The sequence below is a fragment of the Streptomyces sp. NPDC102462 genome, assembly GCF_044765425.1.
In the GTDB taxonomy this organism is placed as follows: domain Bacteria; phylum Actinomycetota; class Actinomycetes; order Streptomycetales; family Streptomycetaceae; genus Streptomyces.
This window is the reverse complement of the sequence record NZ_JBIWKB010000007.1, coordinates 126,199-145,043: the sequence shown is the minus strand read 5'-3', so window position 1 is coordinate 145,043 and position 18,845 is coordinate 126,199. Positions and strand designations below refer to the sequence as shown.

Below are 18,845 nucleotides of genomic sequence, written 5' to 3'. Positions count from 1 at the left end.
GGGCAGGTCGCGCAGTTCCCCGCGCCCCTGGGCCGGCCGGCCCCAGCGGTGTCTCAGCCGGTTCTGCGGATCAGGGCCAGGTACATGGCGTCGGTGCCGTGCAGGTGCGGCCACAGCTGGATGTCGGGGCCCTCGCCCAGCGCGGGCATCCCCGGCAGCAGCGGTCGGGCGTCGATGAGTTCGGTGTGCGGCCGCTGCTTGAGCACGTCCGCGACGACCGCCCGGGTCTCGGCGAGATGCGGCGAGCAGGTGGCGTAGCCGACGACGCCGCCGACCCGCACCGAGTCCAGCGCGCTGCGCAGCAGGGCCCGCTGCAACGGCGCGAAGCCGTCCAGGTCCTCCGGGCGCCGCCGCCAGCGGGCCTCGGGCCGCCTGCGCAGGGCGCCGAGACCGGTGCACGGCACGTCCACCAGCACCCGGTCGAAGCTGCCCGCACGCCACGGCGGCCGGGTCCCGTCGGCGACGACGACCTGGTACGGCCCCGGATTGCCGTGCAGCGCCCTGGCCACGAGACCGGCCCGGTGCGGCTGCCGCTCGGCGGCGACCAGGACGGCCCCGCGCTCGGCCGCCAGCGCCCCGAGCAGCGCGGCCTTGCCACCGGGTCCCGCGCACCCGTCGAGCCACGACTCGTCCGGCCCGTCCAGGGGCGCGCCGGCCAGGGCGAGCGCGACCAGCTGGCTCCCCTCGTCCTGCACACCGGCGCGGCCTTCCCGTACCGCGTCGACGGCGCCGGGCTCCCCGCCCTCGGTGAGCCGCACGGCGTACGGCGACCAGCGTCCCGGCACGGCGGCGTCCTCGCCGAGCAGTTCCTGCGGGTCGGCCCGGCCCGGCCGGGCGACGAGGGTCACCTCGGGGCGTTCGTTGTCGGCTTCCAGCAGCGCCTCGATCCCGGCGCGCCCGCCGCCGAGCGAGTCCCACAGCGCGGAGACGACCCAGCGCGGGTGCGAGTGCACGACCGCGAGATGGTCCTCGGGGTCCTCGTCGTAGGACGGTGCCACCTTGGCCAGCCAGCCGTCGAGGTCGTCCTGCGCGACCTTCCGCAGCACCGCGTTGACGAACTTGGCCCGCCCGTCGCCGAGGACGACCCGGGCCAGCTCGACGGAGGCGGACACGGCGGCGTGCGTCGGGATCCGGGTGCCGAGGAGCTGGTGCACGCCGAGGCTGAGCACGTCGAGGACCGGCGGGTCGACCTCGCGCAGCGGCCGGTCGACACAGGCCGCGATGATCGCGTCGTAGGTGCCCTGCCGGCGCAGCGTCCCGTACACCAGCTCGGTGGCGAGGGCGGCGTCCCGGACGTCGAAGTCGCCCTTCTCCCGTGCCTTGCGCAGCAGCGGCGGCAGGACGAGGTTGGCGTACGCGTCCCGCTCGTCCACGGCCCGCAGGGCGTCGAAGGCGAGGATGCGGACGGGGTCCTTGTGGGGACGGCGGTAGGGCTTGCCGGGCCGACGGGGCCGGCGGGACTGCTCGCTCACGAAAAAGGTGCTCCGGTGGTGGAATGGGTGCGCCCGCCCAGCGTACGTCGCCTGGCGGGCGCCGGGGCCGGGCGGGGCGTCAGCCGTCCAGCGTCTCCCCGTCGGCGATCCGCACGCCGCGCGCCCAGTCCGCCGCCCGCATCGGCTTCTTGCCCTGGGCCTGCACCCACAGCAGCTCGACGGCGTACGAGCCGGTGCCCACGTGGACGCTGTTCTTGCCGACCGCCGACTGCCCCGGGGCGAGGTCCGTGCGCTCCGGTACGGGGGCGACCTGGATGAGTTTGAGCCGCTCGCCGCGGAAGGTGGTCCAGGCGCCCGGCGCCGGGGTGCAGCCGCGCACCACCCGGTCGACGCGCAGCGCCGGGGCGCGCCAGTCGACCCGGGCGTCCTCGACGGTGATCTTCGGCGCGATGGTGATGCCGTCCGTCGGCTGCGGTACGGCCTTCAGCGTGCCGTCCTCGATGCCGTCCATGGTCGCGGCGAGCAGCCCGGCACCGGCGAAGGCGAGCCGGGTGAGCAGGTCGCCGCTGGTGTCGGTGGGCCGGATCCGCTCCGTGACCGTCCCGTAGACGGGGCCCGAGTCGAGCCCTTCCTCGATCAGGAAGGTGGAGGCGCCGGTGATCTCGTCACCCGCCATGAGGGCGTGCTGCACGGGCGCGGCGCCGCGCCAGGCGGGCAGCAGCGAGAAGTGCAGATTGACCCAGCCGTGGGCGGGGATGTCCAGGGCCACGCGCGGCAGCAGCGCCCCGTAGGCGACGACGGGGCAGCAGTCGGGGGCGATCTCACGGAGCCGTTCCAGGAATGCGGGGTCGCGTGGCTTCGCCGGCTTCAGCACCTCGATGCCGGCCTCCGCCGCCCGCTCGGCCACGGGGGACGCGACCAGCCGGCGCCCGCGCCCGGCCGGCGCGTCGGGCCGCGTGACGACGGCGGCCACCTCGTGCCGCCCGGCGGCGATGAGTGCGTCCAGGGCGGGAACGGCGACCTCGGGGGTACCGGCGAAGACGAGCTTCATGGGCGGATGGGGGCCTCTCGGGCGGGGGCGGACGGGCAGCGCACCAGTCTATGCCGACGAGGCCGCCCGGAGCCGGGCGGTCGCGGGCGGGGGGCCCGGCGTCCGCGCATCTGCCACGGCCGGGTGGTGTGTGGGTGGACCGACGGCGTACGCATATGCCCACGCGCCCCCACACCGTGACCAGCCGCGGGCAGACGCGTTGGTCAAGAAAGAGTTGACCACAACGGGCCGCCAGCGCGGCCCGATTCCTTTCAACGCCGGTTCGAGAGGCTTGTTCATGGCCGACCACGCAACCCACGACGCCCAGGCCCGGGCCAGCCTGCACTTGTTGGTGCGGGACATCGAGCGGGTCCGCCGGCAGGTGGACGCACTGCGTACGCTCACCGCCCAGTTGGGCAATGTCTACCGCCCGCGCCGCTCCGGCCCCTCCACGGGCTTCGTCGTCTACGGACGTGCACCCGCCCCGACCGTCCGTCTCGCCCAGGAACTCCGGGACAGTGTGGAAACCCTGGTCACGGCCGCCGTGGACTTCGACCGCTCGCTGGGCTTCTCGTGGGACGCGGTGGGTTCGGCCCTCGGCGTCACCAAGCAGGCGGTGCACCGCCGTTACGGCGCCCGCCGGGCCGCGGCCCGGGCGACGGCGGAGGCCGAGCACGCGCCGGAGCCGACGGGCACCCGCACGGTGAACGTGAACACCGGCCTGCCCGCGGTGCCGACGGTCCCCGCGGCCCGCTCGATGCCGACCCAGCCGACCGCCGGCAGCCCCACCCTCCGCGAAGAGTCCCGCCCCACGGCCTTCCCGGCCCCCCGCAACGGCTGACCCCCAGTCACCCGCCCTCCCACCCAAGCCCCCGGGAGGGCGACTGAGGCCCCCAACAAAGCACGTCGGGCGACAGCAGCGCCCCCAAAGGGGCGCGGGGCTGTATCGACATGCGGCTCCGCCGCGCGGGCGCGACAAACCACAACGAAGCCGCAGACGACCGACGGCAGGCCCCACCCCAAAGGGGCGCGAGGCTGTATCGACATGCGGCTCCGCCGCGCGGGCGCGACAAGCCACAACGAAGCCGCAGACGACCGACGGCAGGCCCCACCCCAAAGGGGCGCGAGGCTGTATCGACATGCGGCTCCGCCGCGCGGGCGCGACCAGCCACAACGAAGCCGCACACAACCAACGACCCAGCGCGGCCCCACCCAGCGGAGCGCTTAGCCGATGTCCGGCGGGTCGATCCGAATCCGTACCGGCTCGCCGCCGCCCCGTACCATCCGTGCCGCCTGGGCCGTCTTCAGGGCCGCCGCCAGTGCGGACCCACTGCCGGGCGGTACCCGGACCAGCGCCCGTTCCCACCGCTCCCCGGGCGGCGGCCCCCCGGTACGCCGGGGCCGTCCGGCCGCCACGACCGGCAACGGCACCGGACCCAACACCTCGGCGTCCGGCGGAAGTTCGACCGTCGCCAGGAATCCGGCCACGGCCTCGACGGGACCCGACACGGCCGCCATCCGGGAGACCGGCGGGAACCCCAGCTCGGCCCGCTCCGCCAGCTCCCGCACCGCGTGCCCGACCGGATCCCACCGCACCAGGGCCTGCACCGGCCGCAGGGTCGGCTCGGCGACGACCACCACCGTGCCCCCTTCCTGCTGCGGCCGCACCAGCGCCGCCGCCCCGAGCCAGCGCCGCAGCGCGTCCTCACCGGCGCGCAGGTCCGGCCGGCCGAGCATGGCCCAGCCGTCGAGGAGCAGCGCCGCCGCATAGCCACCCTCGGCGACCGGCTCGGCCCCCGGTGTGCTCACGACCAGCGCGGGCGCCCCCGGCACCGTGTCCAGCACCTGCTCGCGCCCCGATGTGCGCACCGGCACCGCAGGGAAGGCCCGCCCCAGTTCCTCGGCGGTCCGGCGCGCCCCCACGACCTGCGCGCGCAGCCGGAACGAGCCGCACTCCGGGCAGTGCCAGGCGGCCTCCTCACGACCGCACCAGCCGCACCAGAGCGCCCCCGCGTCCCGCGCCTCCAGCGGCCCTGAGCAGTGCCGGCACCGGGCGGGCGCCCGGCATGTCGCGCAGGCCAGGCGCGGCACGTATCCCCGCCGTGGCACCTGCACCAGCACCGGGCCGTGCCGCAGTCCGTCCCGGACCGCCTGCCAGGCGAGCGTCGGCAGCCGGGCGGCACGGGCGGCCTCGTCCCGCGCCAGGTCGCCGTCGCCCACGGTCCGCACCAGCGCGGCGGACCGCCGCACCTGTTCCCGGCCGGCGACCAGGGGCCGCGCCCAGCCGCTCTCGACGAGCTGCGCCGCCTCCACGGTGCAGCTCCAACTCCCCAGCAGAAAAGCGCACTTGTCCAGGGCGGCGCGCAGCAGGAGTACATCCCGGGCATGCGGCTGGGGGGCGTGCGGCTCGCTGTGGCTGTCGTCCCCGTCGTCCCAGATGGCGAGGAGCCCGAGGTCGCGCACCGGCGCGAACATGGCGGCCCGCGTCCCGACGACGGCCCGTACCGCCCCCCGGCGCACGGCGAGCCACTGCCCGTACCGCTTCTCGGGCCCGGCGTCCGCGGTGAGCAGTGCGTGCCGTCCCCGGCCGAGCTGCGCGGTGAGCGCGGCGTCCACCCGGGCCGCGGCACGCCCGTCCGGTACGACGACGAGCGCGCCGCGCCCGGAGGCGAGTGTGGCGGCGACGGCGAGGGCCAGTTCCTCGCTCCACCGCGGGCCCGGCAGCGCGTTCCACACGGCGCGCGGCGTGCCCCCTGCGGCCAGCGACGCGATGAACGCCGCCCCCCGCTCGTACCGGGTCCATGGCCCGGCCTCGGGCGGTGGCGGCGGTGGCGGTGGCTCGGGCGACGGCCGTCGCTCGGCCCGCGCGCTGCGCGGTGGCACGGCCAGCTGGAGCACATCGGCGAGGCTGCCCGCGTACCGGTCGGCGACGGCGCGCGCGAGCCCCAGCGACTCCTCGCTCAGCACCGGCTCGGGGGACACCACCTGGGCCAGCGCGGCCAGCGGCCCGGAGTAGTCGGACTCGGCCCGTCGCTCGATGAGGAACCCGTCGATGAGCCCGCCGCCCTCCCGGCGCCCCTCCCGCACCCGGTGCCGGCCGGCCCCGAACCGCACCCGCACCCGCACCCCGGGCTGTGCCTGCTCGTCCAGTTCCTCGGGCACGGCGTAGTCGAAGTACCGGTCGAGGTGGAGCACGCCCTTGTCGACCAGCACCCGCGCGACGGGCAGTTCCTTGGCCAGTGCGGCCCCGCGCCAGGTCCGCGGCTTGGCCCGCGGCACCTTGGCACCGCGCACGCTCTCCCGGATGAGCGCGAGCTGCTCCGGCGGCGCCCCGTCGGCCCCGCCGTCCCGCTGCCCGTTCTCGCTGCTCACGCTTGCATTCTTACCAAATCCCACCGACAACCGACGGCCGACCGCCGCACCGGCGGACCGCTGCGGGCCCGTGCCCTCCGCGCCGCCCGTGTGCGTGGCGCGGCGAGGCCCGGCTCCCCGCGGGAAGCCGGGCCTCGCCCTCGTGCGTCGTCGTGGACTACAGGCCCACGGCCTGGCGCAGGGCGTCCACGCGGTCCGTGCGCTCCCAGGTGAAGTCCGGCAGCTCACGGCCGAAGTGGCCGTAGGCGGCGGTCTGGGCGTAGATCGGGCGGAGCAGGTCGAGGTCGCGGATGATGGCGGCCGGGCGCAGGTCGAAGACCTCGTCGATGGCCTTCTCGATCCGCTCGGGCTCGACCTTGTGCGTGCCGAAGGTCTCCACGAACAGCCCGACCGGCTCGGCCTTGCCGATCGCGTACGCCACCTGGACCTCGCAGCGGGCGGCGAGGCCCGCGGCCACCACGTTCTTCGCCACCCAGCGCATCGCGTACGCCGCCGAGCGGTCCACCTTGGACGGGTCCTTGCCGGAGAACGCGCCGCCGCCGTGCCGCGCCATGCCCCCGTAGGTGTCGATGATGATCTTCCGGCCGGTCAGGCCGGCGTCGCCCATCGGACCGCCGATCTCGAACCGGCCCGTCGGGTTCACCAGCAGCCGGTAGCCCTCCGTGTCCAGCTTGATGCCCTCGTCCAGGAGCGCCTTCAGCTCCGGCTCGACGACGAACTCACGGATGTCGGGGGCGAGCAGGGACTCCAGGTCGATGTCCGAGGCGTGCTGGCTGGAGACGACCACCGTGTCCAGGCGCGCCGCCTTGTCGCCGTCGTACTCGATGGTGACCTGCGTCTTGCCGTCCGGCCGCAGATAGGGGATCGTGCCGTTCTTGCGCACGTCGGACAGCCGCTTGGACAGCCGGTGCGCCAGGAAGATCGGCAGCGGCATCAGCGTCGGCGTCTCGTCGGTCGCGTAGCCGAACATCAGGCCCTGGTCGCCCGCGCCCTGCTTGTCCAGCTCGTCGCCCTGCTCCCCGCGCAGGGCGCCCTCGACCCGGGACTCGTACGCCGTGTCCACGCCCTGGGCGATGTCCGGGGACTGTGCGCCGATCGACACCGAGACACCGCAGGAGGCGCCGTCGAAGCCCTTCTTCGAGGAGTCGTAGCCGATCCCCAGGATCGTGCCCCTGACCAGGGTCGCGATGTCCGCGTACGCCTTGGTCGTGACCTCGCCGGCCACATGCACCAGGCCGGTCGTGATCAGCGTCTCCACGGCGACCCGGGACGTCGGGTCCTCGCGCAGGAGCGCGTCGAGAATGGTGTCGCTGATCTGGTCAGCGATCTTGTCGGGGTGGCCCTCGGTCACGGACTCCGAGGTGAACAGGCGACGGGACACAACGCTCCCTGGGGTTGCAGCGGCTGCTGGCTGATCATTGACGGACGACGCGGGAGCTGCGCCCAGCGACGTCCGACAACAGTTTATCGGTCGCACTCCGTCGCAGGGGCACCCTCCCCCGCTCTCGCCTTCGCTCGACGGGGGCGCGCGCCCACCGGCGGCCGGGGACGCCGTGACCTGCGGCACGGGCATTCTGCCCAATGCCCGGCCCCATTGGCCAGAGGCTCCCCGGGAGAATGTCGGGTTCGCGAAAACCGTCGAACGGCTGAAACACTTCAGGCCAAACGGCCGCGCACCAGGTCCCAGACGGCCTCGGCAAGGGCCTCCTTGGGGCCGCGCGGCACGGGCGTCTCGCTGCCGTCGGCGCCCAGCACCAGGGCCTCGTTCTCCTCGGAACCGAACGTCTTCCCCTCCCCCACCTCGTTCACCACGAGGAGGTCGCACCCCTTGCGCGCCAGTTTCGCCCGGCCGTTGGCGAGGACGTCGTCGGTCTCGGCGGCGAAGCCGACGATCACCTGTCCGGGCCGCGCACGCTCGGCCGAGATCTCCGCGAGGACGTCCGGATTGCGCACCAGGACGACGGGCTCAGGTTCCTGGCCGTCCTTCTTCTTGATCTTCCCCGTGGCGTAGGTGGCCGGACGGAAGTCGGCCACGGCCGCGGCCATCACCACCGCGTCGGCGTCCGCGGCGGCCTTGAGCACCGCCTCGCGCAGCTGGACGGCCGTGCCGACCCGGACGACGTCCACCCCGGCCGGGTCGGGCAGGCCGGTGTTCGCCGCGACCAGGGTCACCCGGGCGCCCCGCGCGGCGGCGGTGCGGGCGAGGGCGTAGCCCTGCTTGCCGGAGGAGCGGTTGCCGAGGAAGCGGACCGGGTCGAGGGGTTCGCGGGTGCCGCCGGCGGAGACGACGACATGCCGTCCGGCCAGGTCGGGCTCCGTGACCCCGCGGGCCAGCACCCGCCGGCAGACCTCGAAGATCTCCACGGGATCGGGCAGCCGTCCCTTGCCGGTGTCGACGCCGGTGAGCCGCCCGACCGCGGGCTCGATGACGACGGCACCCCGGCGGCGCAGCGTCGCCACGTTCTCCTGGGTGGCCGGGTGCTCCCACATCTCCGTGTGCATGGCCGGGGCGAAGACGACCGGGCAGCGGGCCGTCAGGAGCGTGTTGGTCAGCAGGTCGTCGGCGAGGCCGTGGGCGGCCCTGGCGAGCGTGTCGGCGGTCGCGGGGGCCACCACCACGAGGTCGGCGTGCTGGCCGATGCGGACGTGCGGTACCTCGTGGACGTCGTCCCAGACCTCGGTGGCGACGGGGTTGCCGGACAGCGCGGACCAGGTGGCGGCGCCGACGAAGCGCAGCGCGGCGGCGGTGGGGACGACGCGCACATCATGGCCCGACTCGGCGAATCTGCGCAGCAGCTCACATGCCTTGTACGCGGCGATGCCGCCGCTGACCCCCAGAACGACCTTCGGCTTGTCCACCGTCTCTCCCCCGTCTCTCCCCGGACTCGGAACGTACATCCCCATGCTGCACGACGGCGGGGGACGTGTTTCCCCGCACCCCCGAGCAGACCACAGGCCCGGCAGTCGTGCTGCCGGGCCTGTGGAAAAGCCGAGCACAGTCAGAACGTACGAACGTACGACTGCGCGTGCTCCCGCTGCCGCGCGGGTTACTGCGCCGGGCCCTCGATGGCCTCGGAGGTCAGCAGACCCGCGTTGATCTCACGCAGGGCGATCGAGAGCGGCTTCTCGTGGACGTGGGTGTCGACGAGCGGACCGACGTACTCAAGCAGGCCCTCGCCGAGCTGCGAGTAGTACGCGTTGATCTGGCGGGCACGCTTGGCCGCGTAGATCACAAGGCTGTACTTCGAGTCGGTGGCCTCAAGCAGCTCGTCGATCGGCGGGTTGATGATGCCCTCGGGCGCGGTGATGGAAGAGGACACGCTCTACCTTCCGAAAGATGGGAAAAGATCAGACACAATCACACAACGTCCATCAAGGCTAGCAGCTCGCGCGCCACGTCCTCGACGGAGGTGTTCACCAAGGTCTCGTCGAACTCCGGCTCGGCCGCCAGCTCGATCCTGGCCGCCTCGAGGCGGCGCTCGATCACCTCGGGCGGCTCGGTGCCGCGTCCGGTGAGCCTGCGCACCAGCTCCTCCCAGGAGGGCGGAGCCAGGAACACCAGCTGGGCCTCCGGCATGGACTCGCGTACCTGCCGGGCGCCCTGGAGGTCGATCTCCAGGAGGACGGGCTCGCCCGCCTCCAGGCGGTCCAGCACGGCGGCACGCGGCGTGCCGTAGCGGTTGCCGGCGAAATCGGCCCATTCCAGCAGCTCGCCGTTGGCGATCAGCTTGTCCATCTCCTCGTCGGTGACGAAGAAGTAGTGGACGCCGTGCTGCTCGCCGGGGCGGGGCTCGCGGGTGGTCGCCGACACCGAGAGCCAGACCTCGGGGTGTTCCTTGCGCATATGGGCGACGACCGTGCTCTTACCGACCCCGGAGGGGCCGGAGAGCACGGTCAGCCGCGGACGTTCACTCATGCAGCGATTATTCCAGCAATCCCGGGGTGCCCGGGACTCAGGAGCCGGTGCTGCCGAACTCGCGCTCCAGGGAGGCGATCTGGTTGGAACCGAGGCCACGCACGCGGCGGCTCTCGGAGATCCCGAGTCGCTCCATGATCTGCTTGGCGCGGACCTTGCCCACGCCCGGCAGGGACTCCAGCAGGGCGGAGACCTTCATCTTGCCGATGACCTCGTTCTCCTGACCCTGCTTGATGACCTCGTGGAGGGAGGCGCCGGAGTGCTTGAGTCGATTCTTGACCTCGGCCCGCTCCCGGCGAGCCGCGGCGGCCTTTTCGAGCGCGGCTGCGCGCTGTTCAGGGGTAAGGGGCGGAAGAGCCACGCCTACGTCACCTCGGATGTCGAACTGTCGGATACGGACCGGTGAGGAACCTAGTCGCCCCACACCTGGGGAGGCACGAGCAACACGCTGCCCGTTCTCCCCCACTGCCTTGAGCAGCGCGGGAGGTGTCCCCACTGCTCGGAGACTAGCGGGCAAGTCCGCCAGAGTCAGCGAGAACAGCGGAAAAGTCCTGGTCAGCCTCCATCAGGCCGGACATTTGAGACATATTGCCCCGGATTTGAGGATGTATTCAGGCTCAAGGCGGCCCGGCGGCGCTCCTCAGCGCCCCGTCGTGGGACTCAGGCACCCGTCACACCGGCCCGGATCGCGTCCGCGAAGCGTTCCGCGGCGGCCCGCAACGCCCCGACCTCGGGACCGTGACGAAGAACACTCCGGCTGATGTGCGGCACGACGTTGCGCACGGCCGGCCCGAAGAGCCCGGGCAGATCCGCCGGGCTCGCCCCCTGGGCGCCGATCCCGGGCGCGAGGAGCGGCCCGTTGATGTCGAGGTCGTAGGCCGACAGATCGCCGAGCGTCGCGCCCACGACCGCGCCGAACGAGCCGAGCGGCGTCGCGCCGGCGTTCTCCGCGGCGAGGTGGGCCAGCATCGTGGCGCCGACGGTCCTGCCGTCCGCGCGCACCGCGTGCTGCACCTCCGCGCCCTCCGGGTTGGAGGTCAGCGCCAGCACGAACACACCCGTCCCGTGCTCCCGCGCCAGGGCGAGGGCCGGGCTCAGCGAGCCGTAGCCGAGGTAGGGCGAGACGGTCAGGGCGTCCGAGAACAGCGGAGCGTCCGGGTGCAGGAACGCCTCGGCGTAGCCGGCCATGGTCGAGCCGATGTCCCCGCGCTTGGCGTCCATGACGACCAGGGCACCGGCCGCGCGCGCCTCCCGGACCGACGCTTCCAGGACGGCGATGCCGCGCGATCCGAAGCGCTCGAAGAACGCGCTCTGCGGCTTGAGGACCGCGACCCGGCCGGCCACCGCCTCGACGACCGTGCGGCTGAACCGCTCCAGACCGGCGATGTCGTCGTTCAGGCCCCACTCGGCGAGCAGGGAGGCGTGCGGGTCGATGCCCACGCACAGCGGGCCCCGCTCGTCCATGGCGCGCCGCAGGCGGGCCCCGAAGGGTTCGGCCGGCGGGGCAGGCGGCCCGGACGGACCCGCTGAGCGCTGCCGGCCGGGTGACGGGTGGGCACTCATACGGCTGCCTTCTTCACATCGGCGCCGACCGCGTCGGCGAGGGTGGCGTACGGGCTGGTGCGGAGGCGGGCGGCGAGGCCCTTGTGGACGGCGCGGCTCCAGAAGGGCCCCTCGTAGACGAAGGCGCTGTAGCCCTGGACCAGGGTCGCGCCGGCCAGGATGCGCTCCCAGGCGTCCTCGGCGTTCTCGATGCCGCCGACCCCCACCAGGGTGATCCGGTCGCCCACGCGCGCGTACAGCCGGCGCAGCACCTCCAGGGAGCGTGCCTTCAGGGGCGCTCCCGACAGCCCGCCGGTCTCCTTCACGAGCGCCGGGTCGGACGCCGGGCAGAGGCCGTCGCGGGCGATGGTGGTGTTCGTGGCGATGATGCCGTCCAGGCCCAGCTCCACGACGAGGTCGGCGACGGCGTCGACGTCCTCGTCGGCGAGGTCGGGCGCGATCTTCACCAGCAGCGGCACCCGGCGGCCGGGCACCGCGCGGTCGGCGGCCCCGCGGACCGCGGTGAGCAGCGGGCGCAGTGCCTCGGTGGCCTGCAGATCGCGCAGCCCCGGCGTGTTGGGCGACGACACGTTCACGACCAGGTAGTCGGCGTACGGGGCCAGCCGCTCCGCCGACTTCACGTAGTCGGCGACCGCGTCCTTCTCGGGGACGACCTTGGTCTTGCCGATGTTGACGCCCACGACGGTCCGGAAGACGGGTTCGCGCGCGGCCAGCCGGGCGGCGACGGCGAGCGAGCCCTCGTTGTTGAACCCCATGCGGTTGATCAGCGCCCGGTCGGCGACGAGCCGGAACAGCCGCTTGCGCGGGTTGCCGGGCTGCGGCTCGCCGGTCACCGTGCCGATCTCGACGTGGTCGAAGCCGAGCATCGCCATCCCGTCGATCGCGACGGCGTTCTTGTCGAAGCCGGCGGCGAGGCCGAACGGGCCGTGCATGCGCAGCCCGAACGCCTCGGTGCGCAGCTCCTTGTGGCGGGGTGCGAGGGCGGCGGCGAGGAACGTGCGCAGCACCGGGAGACGGGCGGCGAGACGGATCCAGCGGAAGGCGAGCCGGTGCGCCCGCTCCGGGTCCATCCGGGTGAAGACGAGTCGGAAGAAGAGCTTGTACATGTGGATGTCCTCGTGAGGAGCCCCGGCAAGGGGCCCCTGGAAGAGCCCCAAGAAGAGGGGGACACCGTCTCCGGTGTCCCCCTCGGGGCTGCTAGTCGCGGGCCGCGGTCAGGTGGTGCGCGTGTTCCTGGAGCGAGCGGACGCCCACGTCGCCGTGGGTGAGCGCGTCGATGCCCTGGACCGCCGCGGCGAGCGCCTGGACCGTCGTCAGACAGGGCACCGAGCGGGCCACCGCGGCCGTGCGGATCTCGTAGCCGTCGAGGCGGCCACCGGTGCCGTAGGGGGTGTTCACGATGAGGTCGACCTCGCCGTCGTGCACGAGCTGGACGATGGTCCGCTCGCCGTTCGGGCCGGTGCCCTCGGACTGCTTGCGCACGACCGTGGCGTTGATGCCGTTGCGCTTGAGGACCTCGGCGGTGCCGGAGGTGGCGAGCAGTTCGAAGCCGTGGGCGACCAGTTCCCGGGCCGGGAAGATCATGGAGCGCTTGTCGCGGTTGGCGACCGAGATGAACGCGCGGCCCTTCGTCGGCAGCGGCCCGTACGCACCCGACTGCGACTTGGCGTACGCCGTGCCGAAGACCGAGTCGATGCCCATGACCTCGCCGGTGGAGCGCATCTCCGGACCGAGCACGGTGTCCACGCCCCGGCCGTGGATGTCCCGGAAGCGCGACCAGGGCATGACGGCCTCCTTGACGGAGATCGGCGCGTCCAGCGGCATCTCGCCGCCGTCGCCGTGCGCCGGGAGCAGCCCCTCGGCGCGCAGTTCGGCGACGGTCGCGCCGAGCGAGATCCGGGCGGCGGCCTTGGCCAGCGGCACCGCGGTCGCCTTCGAGGTGAAGGGGACCGTGCGGGAGGCGCGCGGGTTGGCCTCCAGGACGTACAGGATGTCGCCGGCCAGCGCGAACTGGATGTTGATCAGGCCGCGGACACCGACGCCCCGGGCGATCGCCTCCGTCGAGGCGCGCAGCCGCTTGATGTCGAAGCCGCCGAGGGTGATGGGCGGCAGCGCGCACGCCGAGTCGCCGGAGTGGATGCCGGCCTCCTCGATGTGCTCCATGACCCCGCCGAGGTACAGCTCCTCGCCGTCGTAGAGCGCGTCGACGTCGATCTCTATGGCGTCGTCGAGGAACCGGTCGACGAGCACCGGCCGGGAGGGGCTGATCTCGGTGGACTCGGCGATGTAGGAGGCGAGGCGGGTCTCGTCGTAGACGATCTCCATGCCGCGTCCGCCGAGGACGTACGAGGGCCGGACCAGGACCGGGTAGCCGATCTCGTCGGCGATGGCCTTCGCCTCCGCGAAGGCGGTGGCGGTGCCGTGCTTGGGGGCCGGCAGGCCGGCCTCCGCGAGGACGCGGCCGAAGGCGCCGCGGTCCTCGGCGGCGTGGATCGCCTCGGGCGGGGTGCCCACGATCGGCACGCCGTTGTCCTTGAGCGCCTGCGCGAGGCCGAGCGGGGTCTGGCCGCCGAGCTGCACGATCACGCCCGCGATCGGGCCGGCCTGCGACTCCGCGTGGACGATCTCCAGCACGTCCTCCAGCGTCAGCGGCTCGAAGTAGAGGCGGTCGGAGGTGTCGTAGTCCGTGGAGACGGTCTCCGGGTTGCAGTTGACCATCACGGTCTCGTACCCGGCGTCGGACAGCGCGAAGGAGGCGTGCACGCAGGAGTAGTCGAACTCGATGCCCTGGCCGATCCGGTTGGGTCCGGAGCCCAGGATGATCACCGCGGGCTTCTCGCGCGGCGCGACCTCGCTCTCCTCGTCGTAGGAGGAGTAGAAGTACGGCGTCCGGGCGGCGAACTCGGCGGCGCAGGTGTCGACCGTCTTGTACACCGGGCGGATGCCGAGGGCGTGCCGCACCTCGCGGACGACGTCCTCGCGCAGCCCGCGGATCTCGCCGATCTGCTGGTCGGAGAAGCCGTGCCGCTTGGCCTCGGCCAGCAGGTCGGCGGTCAGTTCGGCGGCGGCGCCCAGCTCGTCCGCGATCTCCTTGATCAGGAAGAGCTGGTCCACGAACCACGGGTCGATCCGGGTGGCCTCGAAGACCTCCTCGGGCGTGGCGCCCGCGCGGATGGCCTGCATCACGGTGGTGATCCGGCCGTCGGTGGGGCGCACGGACTGCGCGAGGAGGGCGGTCTTGTCGCCCGGATCGCCGACGAACGTGAACTGGCTGCCCTTCCGCTCCAGGGAGCGCAGCGCCTTCTGGAACGCCTCGGTGAAGTTGCGGCCGATGGCCATGGCCTCACCGACCGACTTCATGGTGGTGGTCAGCGTGGAGTCGGCGCTCGGGAACTTCTCGAAGGCGAACCGGGGCGCCTTGACGACGACGTAGTCGAGGGTCGGTTCGAAGGAGGCCGGGGTCTCCTGGGTGATGTCGTTCGGGATCTCGTCGAGGGTGTAGCCGACGGCGAGCTTGGCCGCGATCTTGGCGATCGGGAAGCCGGTCGCCTTGGAGGCGAGGGCCGACGAACGCGACACGCGCGGGTTCATCTCGATGACGATCACTCGGCCGTCGTCGGGGTTCACCGCGAACTGGATGTTGCAGCCGCCGGTGTCCACGCCGACCTCGCGGATCACCGCGATGCCGATGTCGCGCAGGATCTGGTACTCGCGGTCGGTCAGGGTCATCGCCGGGGCGACGGTGATCGAGTCACCGGTGTGCACGCCCATGGGGTCGAAGTTCTCGATGGAGCAGACGACCACGACGTTGTCGTTCCTGTCGCGCATCAGCTCCAGCTCGTACTCCTTCCAGCCGAGGATCGACTCCTCCAGAAGGACCTCGGTGGTCGGGGACAGCGTGAGGCCCTGGCCGGCGATGCGGCGCAGTTCGTCCTCGTCGTGGGCGAAGCCGGAGCCGGCGCCGCCCATGGTGAAGGAGGGGCGCACGACGACCGGGTAGCCGCCGAGTTCGCCGACGCCCGCCAGCACCTCGTCCATGGAGTGGCAGATCACGGAGCGGGCGGACTCGCCGTGGCCGGTCTTGCGGCGGACCTCCGCCACGACGTCCTTGAACCGGTCGCGGTCCTCGCCCTTGTGGATGGCGTCCACGTGGGCGCCGATCAGCTCGACGCCGTACTTCTCCAGGACGCCGTTGTCGTGCAGCGAGATCGCGGTGTTGAGGGCCGTCTGGCCGCCCAGGGTGGGCAGCAGGGCGTCGGGGCGCTCCTTGGCGATGATCTTCTCGACGAACTCCGGGGTGATCGGCTCGACGTAGGTGGCGTCGGCGATCTCCGGGTCGGTCATGATCGTCGCCGGGTTGGAGTTGACGAGGACGACGCGCAGTCCCTCGGCCTTGAGCACCCGGCACGCCTGCGTACCGGAGTAGTCGAACTCGGCGGCCTGGCCGATGACGATCGGACCGGAGCCGATGACCAGGACGGACTGGATATCGGTGCGCTTAGGCACGCTGGCCCTCCATCAGGGATACGAAGCGGTCGAACAGGTAGGCGGCGTCGTGCGGGCCCGCTGCCGCTTCGGGGTGGTACTGGACGGAGAAGGCCGGCTGGTCGAGCAGCTGCAGCCCCTCCACGACGTCGTCGTTGAGGCAGACGTGGGACACCTCGGCGCGGCCGAAGGGCGTCTCGCTGACCCGGTCGAGCGGCGCGTCCACGGCGAAGCCGTGGTTGTGCGCGGTGACCTCCACCTTGCCGGTCGTACGGTCCTGCACCGGCTGGTTGATGCCCCGGTGGCCGTACTTGAGCTTGTAGGTGCCGAAGCCGAGGGCGCGGCCCAGGATCTGGTTGCCGAAGCAGATCCCGAACAGCGGCGTGCGCCGTTCGAGGACGGCGGTCATCAGCGCGACGGGGCCGTCGGCGGTGGCCGGGTCGCCGGGCCCGTTGGAGAAGAACACGCCGTCGGGCGCGACGGCGTACACGTCCTCGGGGGTGGCGGTGGCGGGCAGCACATGGACCTCGATGCCCCGCTCGGCCATGCGGTGCGGGGTCATGCCCTTGATCCCGAGGTCGATCGCGGCGACGGTGAACCGTTTCTCGCCGATCGCCGGGACGACGTACGCCTCCTCGGTGGCGACCTCCTCGTAGAGGCTCGCGCCCTTCATGTGCGGCTGGGCCCGCACGCGCGCGACGAGGTCCGCGTCGGCGGCGATCGCGTCGCCGGAGAAGACTCCGGCCCGCATGGAGCCGCGCTCGCGCAGATGGCGGGTGAGGGCGCGGGTGTCGATCCCGGAGATGCCGACGACGCCCTGCGCGAGCAGTTCGTCGTCCAGGGAGCGCTTGGCGCGCCAGTTGGACGGCACGCGCGCGGGGTCGCGCACCGCGTAGCCGGCCACCCAGATGCGACGGGACTCGTCGTCCTCGTCGTTCCAGCCGGTGTTGCCGATCTGCGGGGCGGTCGCGACGACGATCTGGCGGTCGTACGACGGGTCCGTGAGGGTTTCCTGGTAGCCGGTCATGCCGGTGGCGAACACGGCCTCGCCGAAGGTCTCCCCCATGGCCCCGTAGGCGCGGCCGCGGAAGATCCGGCCGTCCTCCAGGACGAGTACCGCGCAGGGCACCTGTTTCCTCTGTGAGGCGTTCTGCTTCGTGGAGGTCGTCATCGTTCGGCGCCTTCCGTGCTGTCTGTCTTGATCATGGAGTTGATGGCGTCGACCCAGTCGCCGTGCTCGGCCGCGTGGTCGGAGCGGAAGCCGGAGTCGATCAGCCGGTCGCCGTGCGCCCAGGTCACCACGAGCAGGCCGCCCTCGGTGAGGACCTTGCCCGCGATGCCCTTGTCGAGCCGGGCCTCGCGCAGCGCGCCGGCGGGGACGAAGAAGTCGGCGGCCCCCGGGCGTGAGACGTCCAGGCCCGCGTCCGTCAGCGTCAGCTCGGCCCTGCTGCGGGCGCCGAGGCCGTGCGCCACGATGCGGTCGAGCCACTGCCCGGCGGTGGTGGAGCCGTGGTAGCGGCCGCTCATCGTCAGTCTGGCCGGGCCGGGGTCGTGCGGCGCGGTTTCCAGCGCGGGCAGGTCGCCCTGGAGGTGGCCGCGCCACTTCCAGCCCTCACGCATCAGCCAGTAGACGAGCGCCACGAAGAGGGCGAGTGCGACGAGCCAGCCGATCCGGGCGGCCCAGTCGGTGACCGGGGCCGACTTCTGTTCGGCGGCGAACGCGGGCACCAGTCGGGCCGCGAGCTGGGGTGCAGGTGTCACGTGAGTTTCCCGTCGACGAGCGTGGCCTTGCCCCGCAGCCACGTGTGGGTGACACGGCCCGGCAGCTCGCGGCCCTCGTAGGGGGTGTTGCGGCTGCGCGAGGCGAAGCCCGCGGGGTCCACCCGGCCACGGTATGCCGTGTCCACCAGGGTGAGGTTGGCGGGCTCGCCTGCCGAGACGGGACGGCCGTGGCCGGCGGCCCGGCCGATGCGCGCCGGTGCGAACGACATGCGCTCGGCGACGCCCGCCCAGTCCAGCAGGCCCGTGTCGACCATGGTCTCCTGGACCACCGACAGAGCGGTCTCCAGGCCGACCATGCCCATGGCGGCCGCGGCCCACTCGCAGTCCTTGTCCTCGTGCGGGTGCGGGGCGTGGTCGGTCGCGACGATGTCGATCGTGCCGTCGGCGAGGGCCGCGCGCAGGGCCCGTACGTCGCGCTCGGTGCGCAGCGGCGGGTTGACCTTGTAGACCGGGTCGTAGGAGCGCACCAGTTCGTCGGTGAGCAGCAGGTGGTGCGGGGTGACCTCGGCGGTGACGGCGATGCCGCGGGACTTGGCCCAGCGGACGATCTCCACGGATCCCGCGGTGGACAGGTGGCAGATGTGGACGCGGGAGCCGACGTGTTCGGCGAGCAGTACGTCGCGGGCGATGATCGATTCCTCGGCGACCGCGGGCCAGCCGCCCAGGCCCAGCTCCGCGGAGACGACGCCCTCGTTCATCTGGGCGCCCTCGGTCAGCCGCGGCTCCTGCGCGTGCTGGGCGACCACGCCGCCGAACGCCTTCACGTACTCCAGCGCGCGCCGCATGATCACGGCGTCGTCGACGCACCTGCCGTCGTCGGAGAAGACGGTGACGCCCGCGGCGGACTCGTGCATGGCGCCCAGTTCGGCGAGCTGCTTGCCTTCGAGGCCGACGGTGACGGCGCCGATCGGCTGGACGTCGCAGTAGCCGTGCTCCCGCCCGAGCCGGTAGACCTGCTCGACGACGCCCGCCGTGTCGGCGACCGGGAAGGTGTTGGCCATGGCGAACACGGCGGTGTAGCCGCCCGAGGCGGCGGCGCGGGTGCCGGTCAGCACGGTCTCGGAGTCCTCGCGGCCGGGCTCGCGCAGGTGGGTGTGCAGGTCGACGAGGCCGGGGAGCAGGACCTTCCCCGCGGCGTCGACCACCTCGGCGCCGTCGGCGCCCAGCCCGGTGCCCACCGCGGCGATGGTCTCGCCGTCGATCAGGACGTCCTGCGGTGCGCCGCCGAGCACTTCGGCACCACGGATCAGGGTCTTGCTCACGG

15 protein-coding genes are annotated in these 18,845 nt (G+C 72.9%); 1 reads left to right on the top strand and 14 read right to left on the bottom strand.

From position 1 onward, the window contains the following. Positions 1 to 53 precede the first annotated feature (53 nt). Both ACIRFL_RS08955 and fmt read right to left on the bottom strand, forming a co-directional pair. Entirely contained in the window at positions 54 to 1,472 is a 1,419-nt protein-coding gene (locus ACIRFL_RS08955; RefSeq protein ID WP_404025575.1) for an RsmB/NOP family class I SAM-dependent RNA methyltransferase, read from the bottom strand. A 79-nt stretch (positions 1,473 to 1,551) separates the two neighbouring features. Beyond that, positions 1,552 to 2,484, bottom strand: coding sequence for a methionyl-tRNA formyltransferase (gene fmt, locus ACIRFL_RS08950; protein WP_404025572.1), 933 nt, complete (start codon positions 2,482 to 2,484; stop codon positions 1,552 to 1,554). A gap of 277 nt (positions 2,485 to 2,761) precedes the next feature. On the opposite strand from fmt, the gene ACIRFL_RS08945 reads away from it, so the two are divergent. Continuing rightward, a complete protein-coding gene (locus ACIRFL_RS08945; protein ID WP_404025570.1) occupies positions 2,762 to 3,304 on the top strand; it encodes a hypothetical protein in 543 nt (180 codons plus the stop codon). A 383-nt stretch (positions 3,305 to 3,687) separates the two neighbouring features. Here the strand turns inward: ACIRFL_RS08945 and ACIRFL_RS08940 are convergent, their stop codons facing one another. From ACIRFL_RS08940 to ACIRFL_RS08885, 12 genes are all read right to left on the bottom strand, one after another. Next, a complete protein-coding gene (locus ACIRFL_RS08940; RefSeq protein WP_404025569.1) occupies positions 3,688 to 5,835 on the bottom strand; it encodes a primosomal protein N' in 2,148 nt (715 codons plus the stop codon). A 157-nt stretch (positions 5,836 to 5,992) separates the two neighbouring features. Further along, on the bottom strand, positions 5,993 to 7,216 hold the full coding sequence (gene metK / locus ACIRFL_RS08935) for a methionine adenosyltransferase (protein ID WP_404025567.1): 1,224 nt from the start codon (positions 7,214 to 7,216) through the stop codon (positions 5,993 to 5,995). A 275-nt stretch (positions 7,217 to 7,491) separates the two neighbouring features. Next, positions 7,492 to 8,694 (bottom strand): bifunctional phosphopantothenoylcysteine decarboxylase/phosphopantothenate--cysteine ligase CoaBC, encoded by a 1,203-nt coding sequence (gene coaBC, locus ACIRFL_RS08930; RefSeq protein ID WP_404025564.1) that lies wholly within the window; start codon positions 8,692 to 8,694, stop codon positions 7,492 to 7,494. 188 nt (positions 8,695 to 8,882) lie between these two features. After that, positions 8,883 to 9,155, bottom strand: coding sequence for a DNA-directed RNA polymerase subunit omega (gene rpoZ, locus ACIRFL_RS08925; protein ID WP_005319902.1), 273 nt, complete (start codon positions 9,153 to 9,155; stop codon positions 8,883 to 8,885). 38 nt (positions 9,156 to 9,193) lie between these two features. After that, complete coding sequence (gmk, locus tag ACIRFL_RS08920) at positions 9,194 to 9,751, bottom strand: guanylate kinase (RefSeq protein WP_404025563.1); 558 nt, start codon at positions 9,749 to 9,751, stop codon at positions 9,194 to 9,196. Between the two features lie 37 nt (positions 9,752 to 9,788). Beyond that, entirely contained in the window at positions 9,789 to 10,112 is a 324-nt protein-coding gene (locus ACIRFL_RS08915; RefSeq protein ID WP_030810589.1) for an integration host factor, read from the bottom strand. Between the two features lie 299 nt (positions 10,113 to 10,411). Then, positions 10,412 to 11,314, bottom strand: a complete 903-nt coding sequence (gene pyrF, locus ACIRFL_RS08910; RefSeq protein WP_404025561.1) for an orotidine-5'-phosphate decarboxylase — start codon at positions 11,312 to 11,314, stop codon at positions 10,412 to 10,414. Continuing rightward, entirely contained in the window at positions 11,311 to 12,420 is a 1,110-nt protein-coding gene (locus ACIRFL_RS08905) for a quinone-dependent dihydroorotate dehydrogenase (RefSeq protein ID WP_404025559.1), read from the bottom strand. Before ACIRFL_RS08905 ends, pyrF begins: the two co-directional genes overlap by 4 nt. A gap of 91 nt (positions 12,421 to 12,511) precedes the next feature. Then, the gene (gene carB, locus ACIRFL_RS08900) at positions 12,512 to 15,820 is read right to left on the bottom strand and encodes a carbamoyl-phosphate synthase large subunit (protein ID WP_404025557.1); all 3,309 of its coding nucleotides are present in this window, start codon (positions 15,818 to 15,820) and stop codon (positions 12,512 to 12,514) included. Beyond that, positions 15,813 to 16,970 carry a glutamine-hydrolyzing carbamoyl-phosphate synthase small subunit gene (carA, locus tag ACIRFL_RS08895; protein WP_404025556.1) on the bottom strand — a complete coding sequence of 386 codons (1,158 nt, stop codon included), beginning with the start codon at positions 16,968 to 16,970 and terminating at the stop codon, positions 15,813 to 15,815. The genes carB and carA overlap by 8 nt, the downstream gene beginning before the upstream one ends. Next, positions 16,967 to 17,560, bottom strand: coding sequence for a hypothetical protein (locus ACIRFL_RS08890; protein WP_404025555.1), 594 nt, complete (start codon positions 17,558 to 17,560; stop codon positions 16,967 to 16,969). Before ACIRFL_RS08890 ends, carA begins: the two co-directional genes overlap by 4 nt. Continuing rightward, positions 17,557 to 18,843 carry a dihydroorotase gene (locus ACIRFL_RS08885; protein WP_404025553.1) on the bottom strand — a complete coding sequence of 429 codons (1,287 nt, stop codon included), beginning with the start codon at positions 18,841 to 18,843 and terminating at the stop codon, positions 17,557 to 17,559. Before ACIRFL_RS08885 ends, ACIRFL_RS08890 begins: the two co-directional genes overlap by 4 nt. Positions 18,844 to 18,845: the final 2 nt, after the last annotated feature.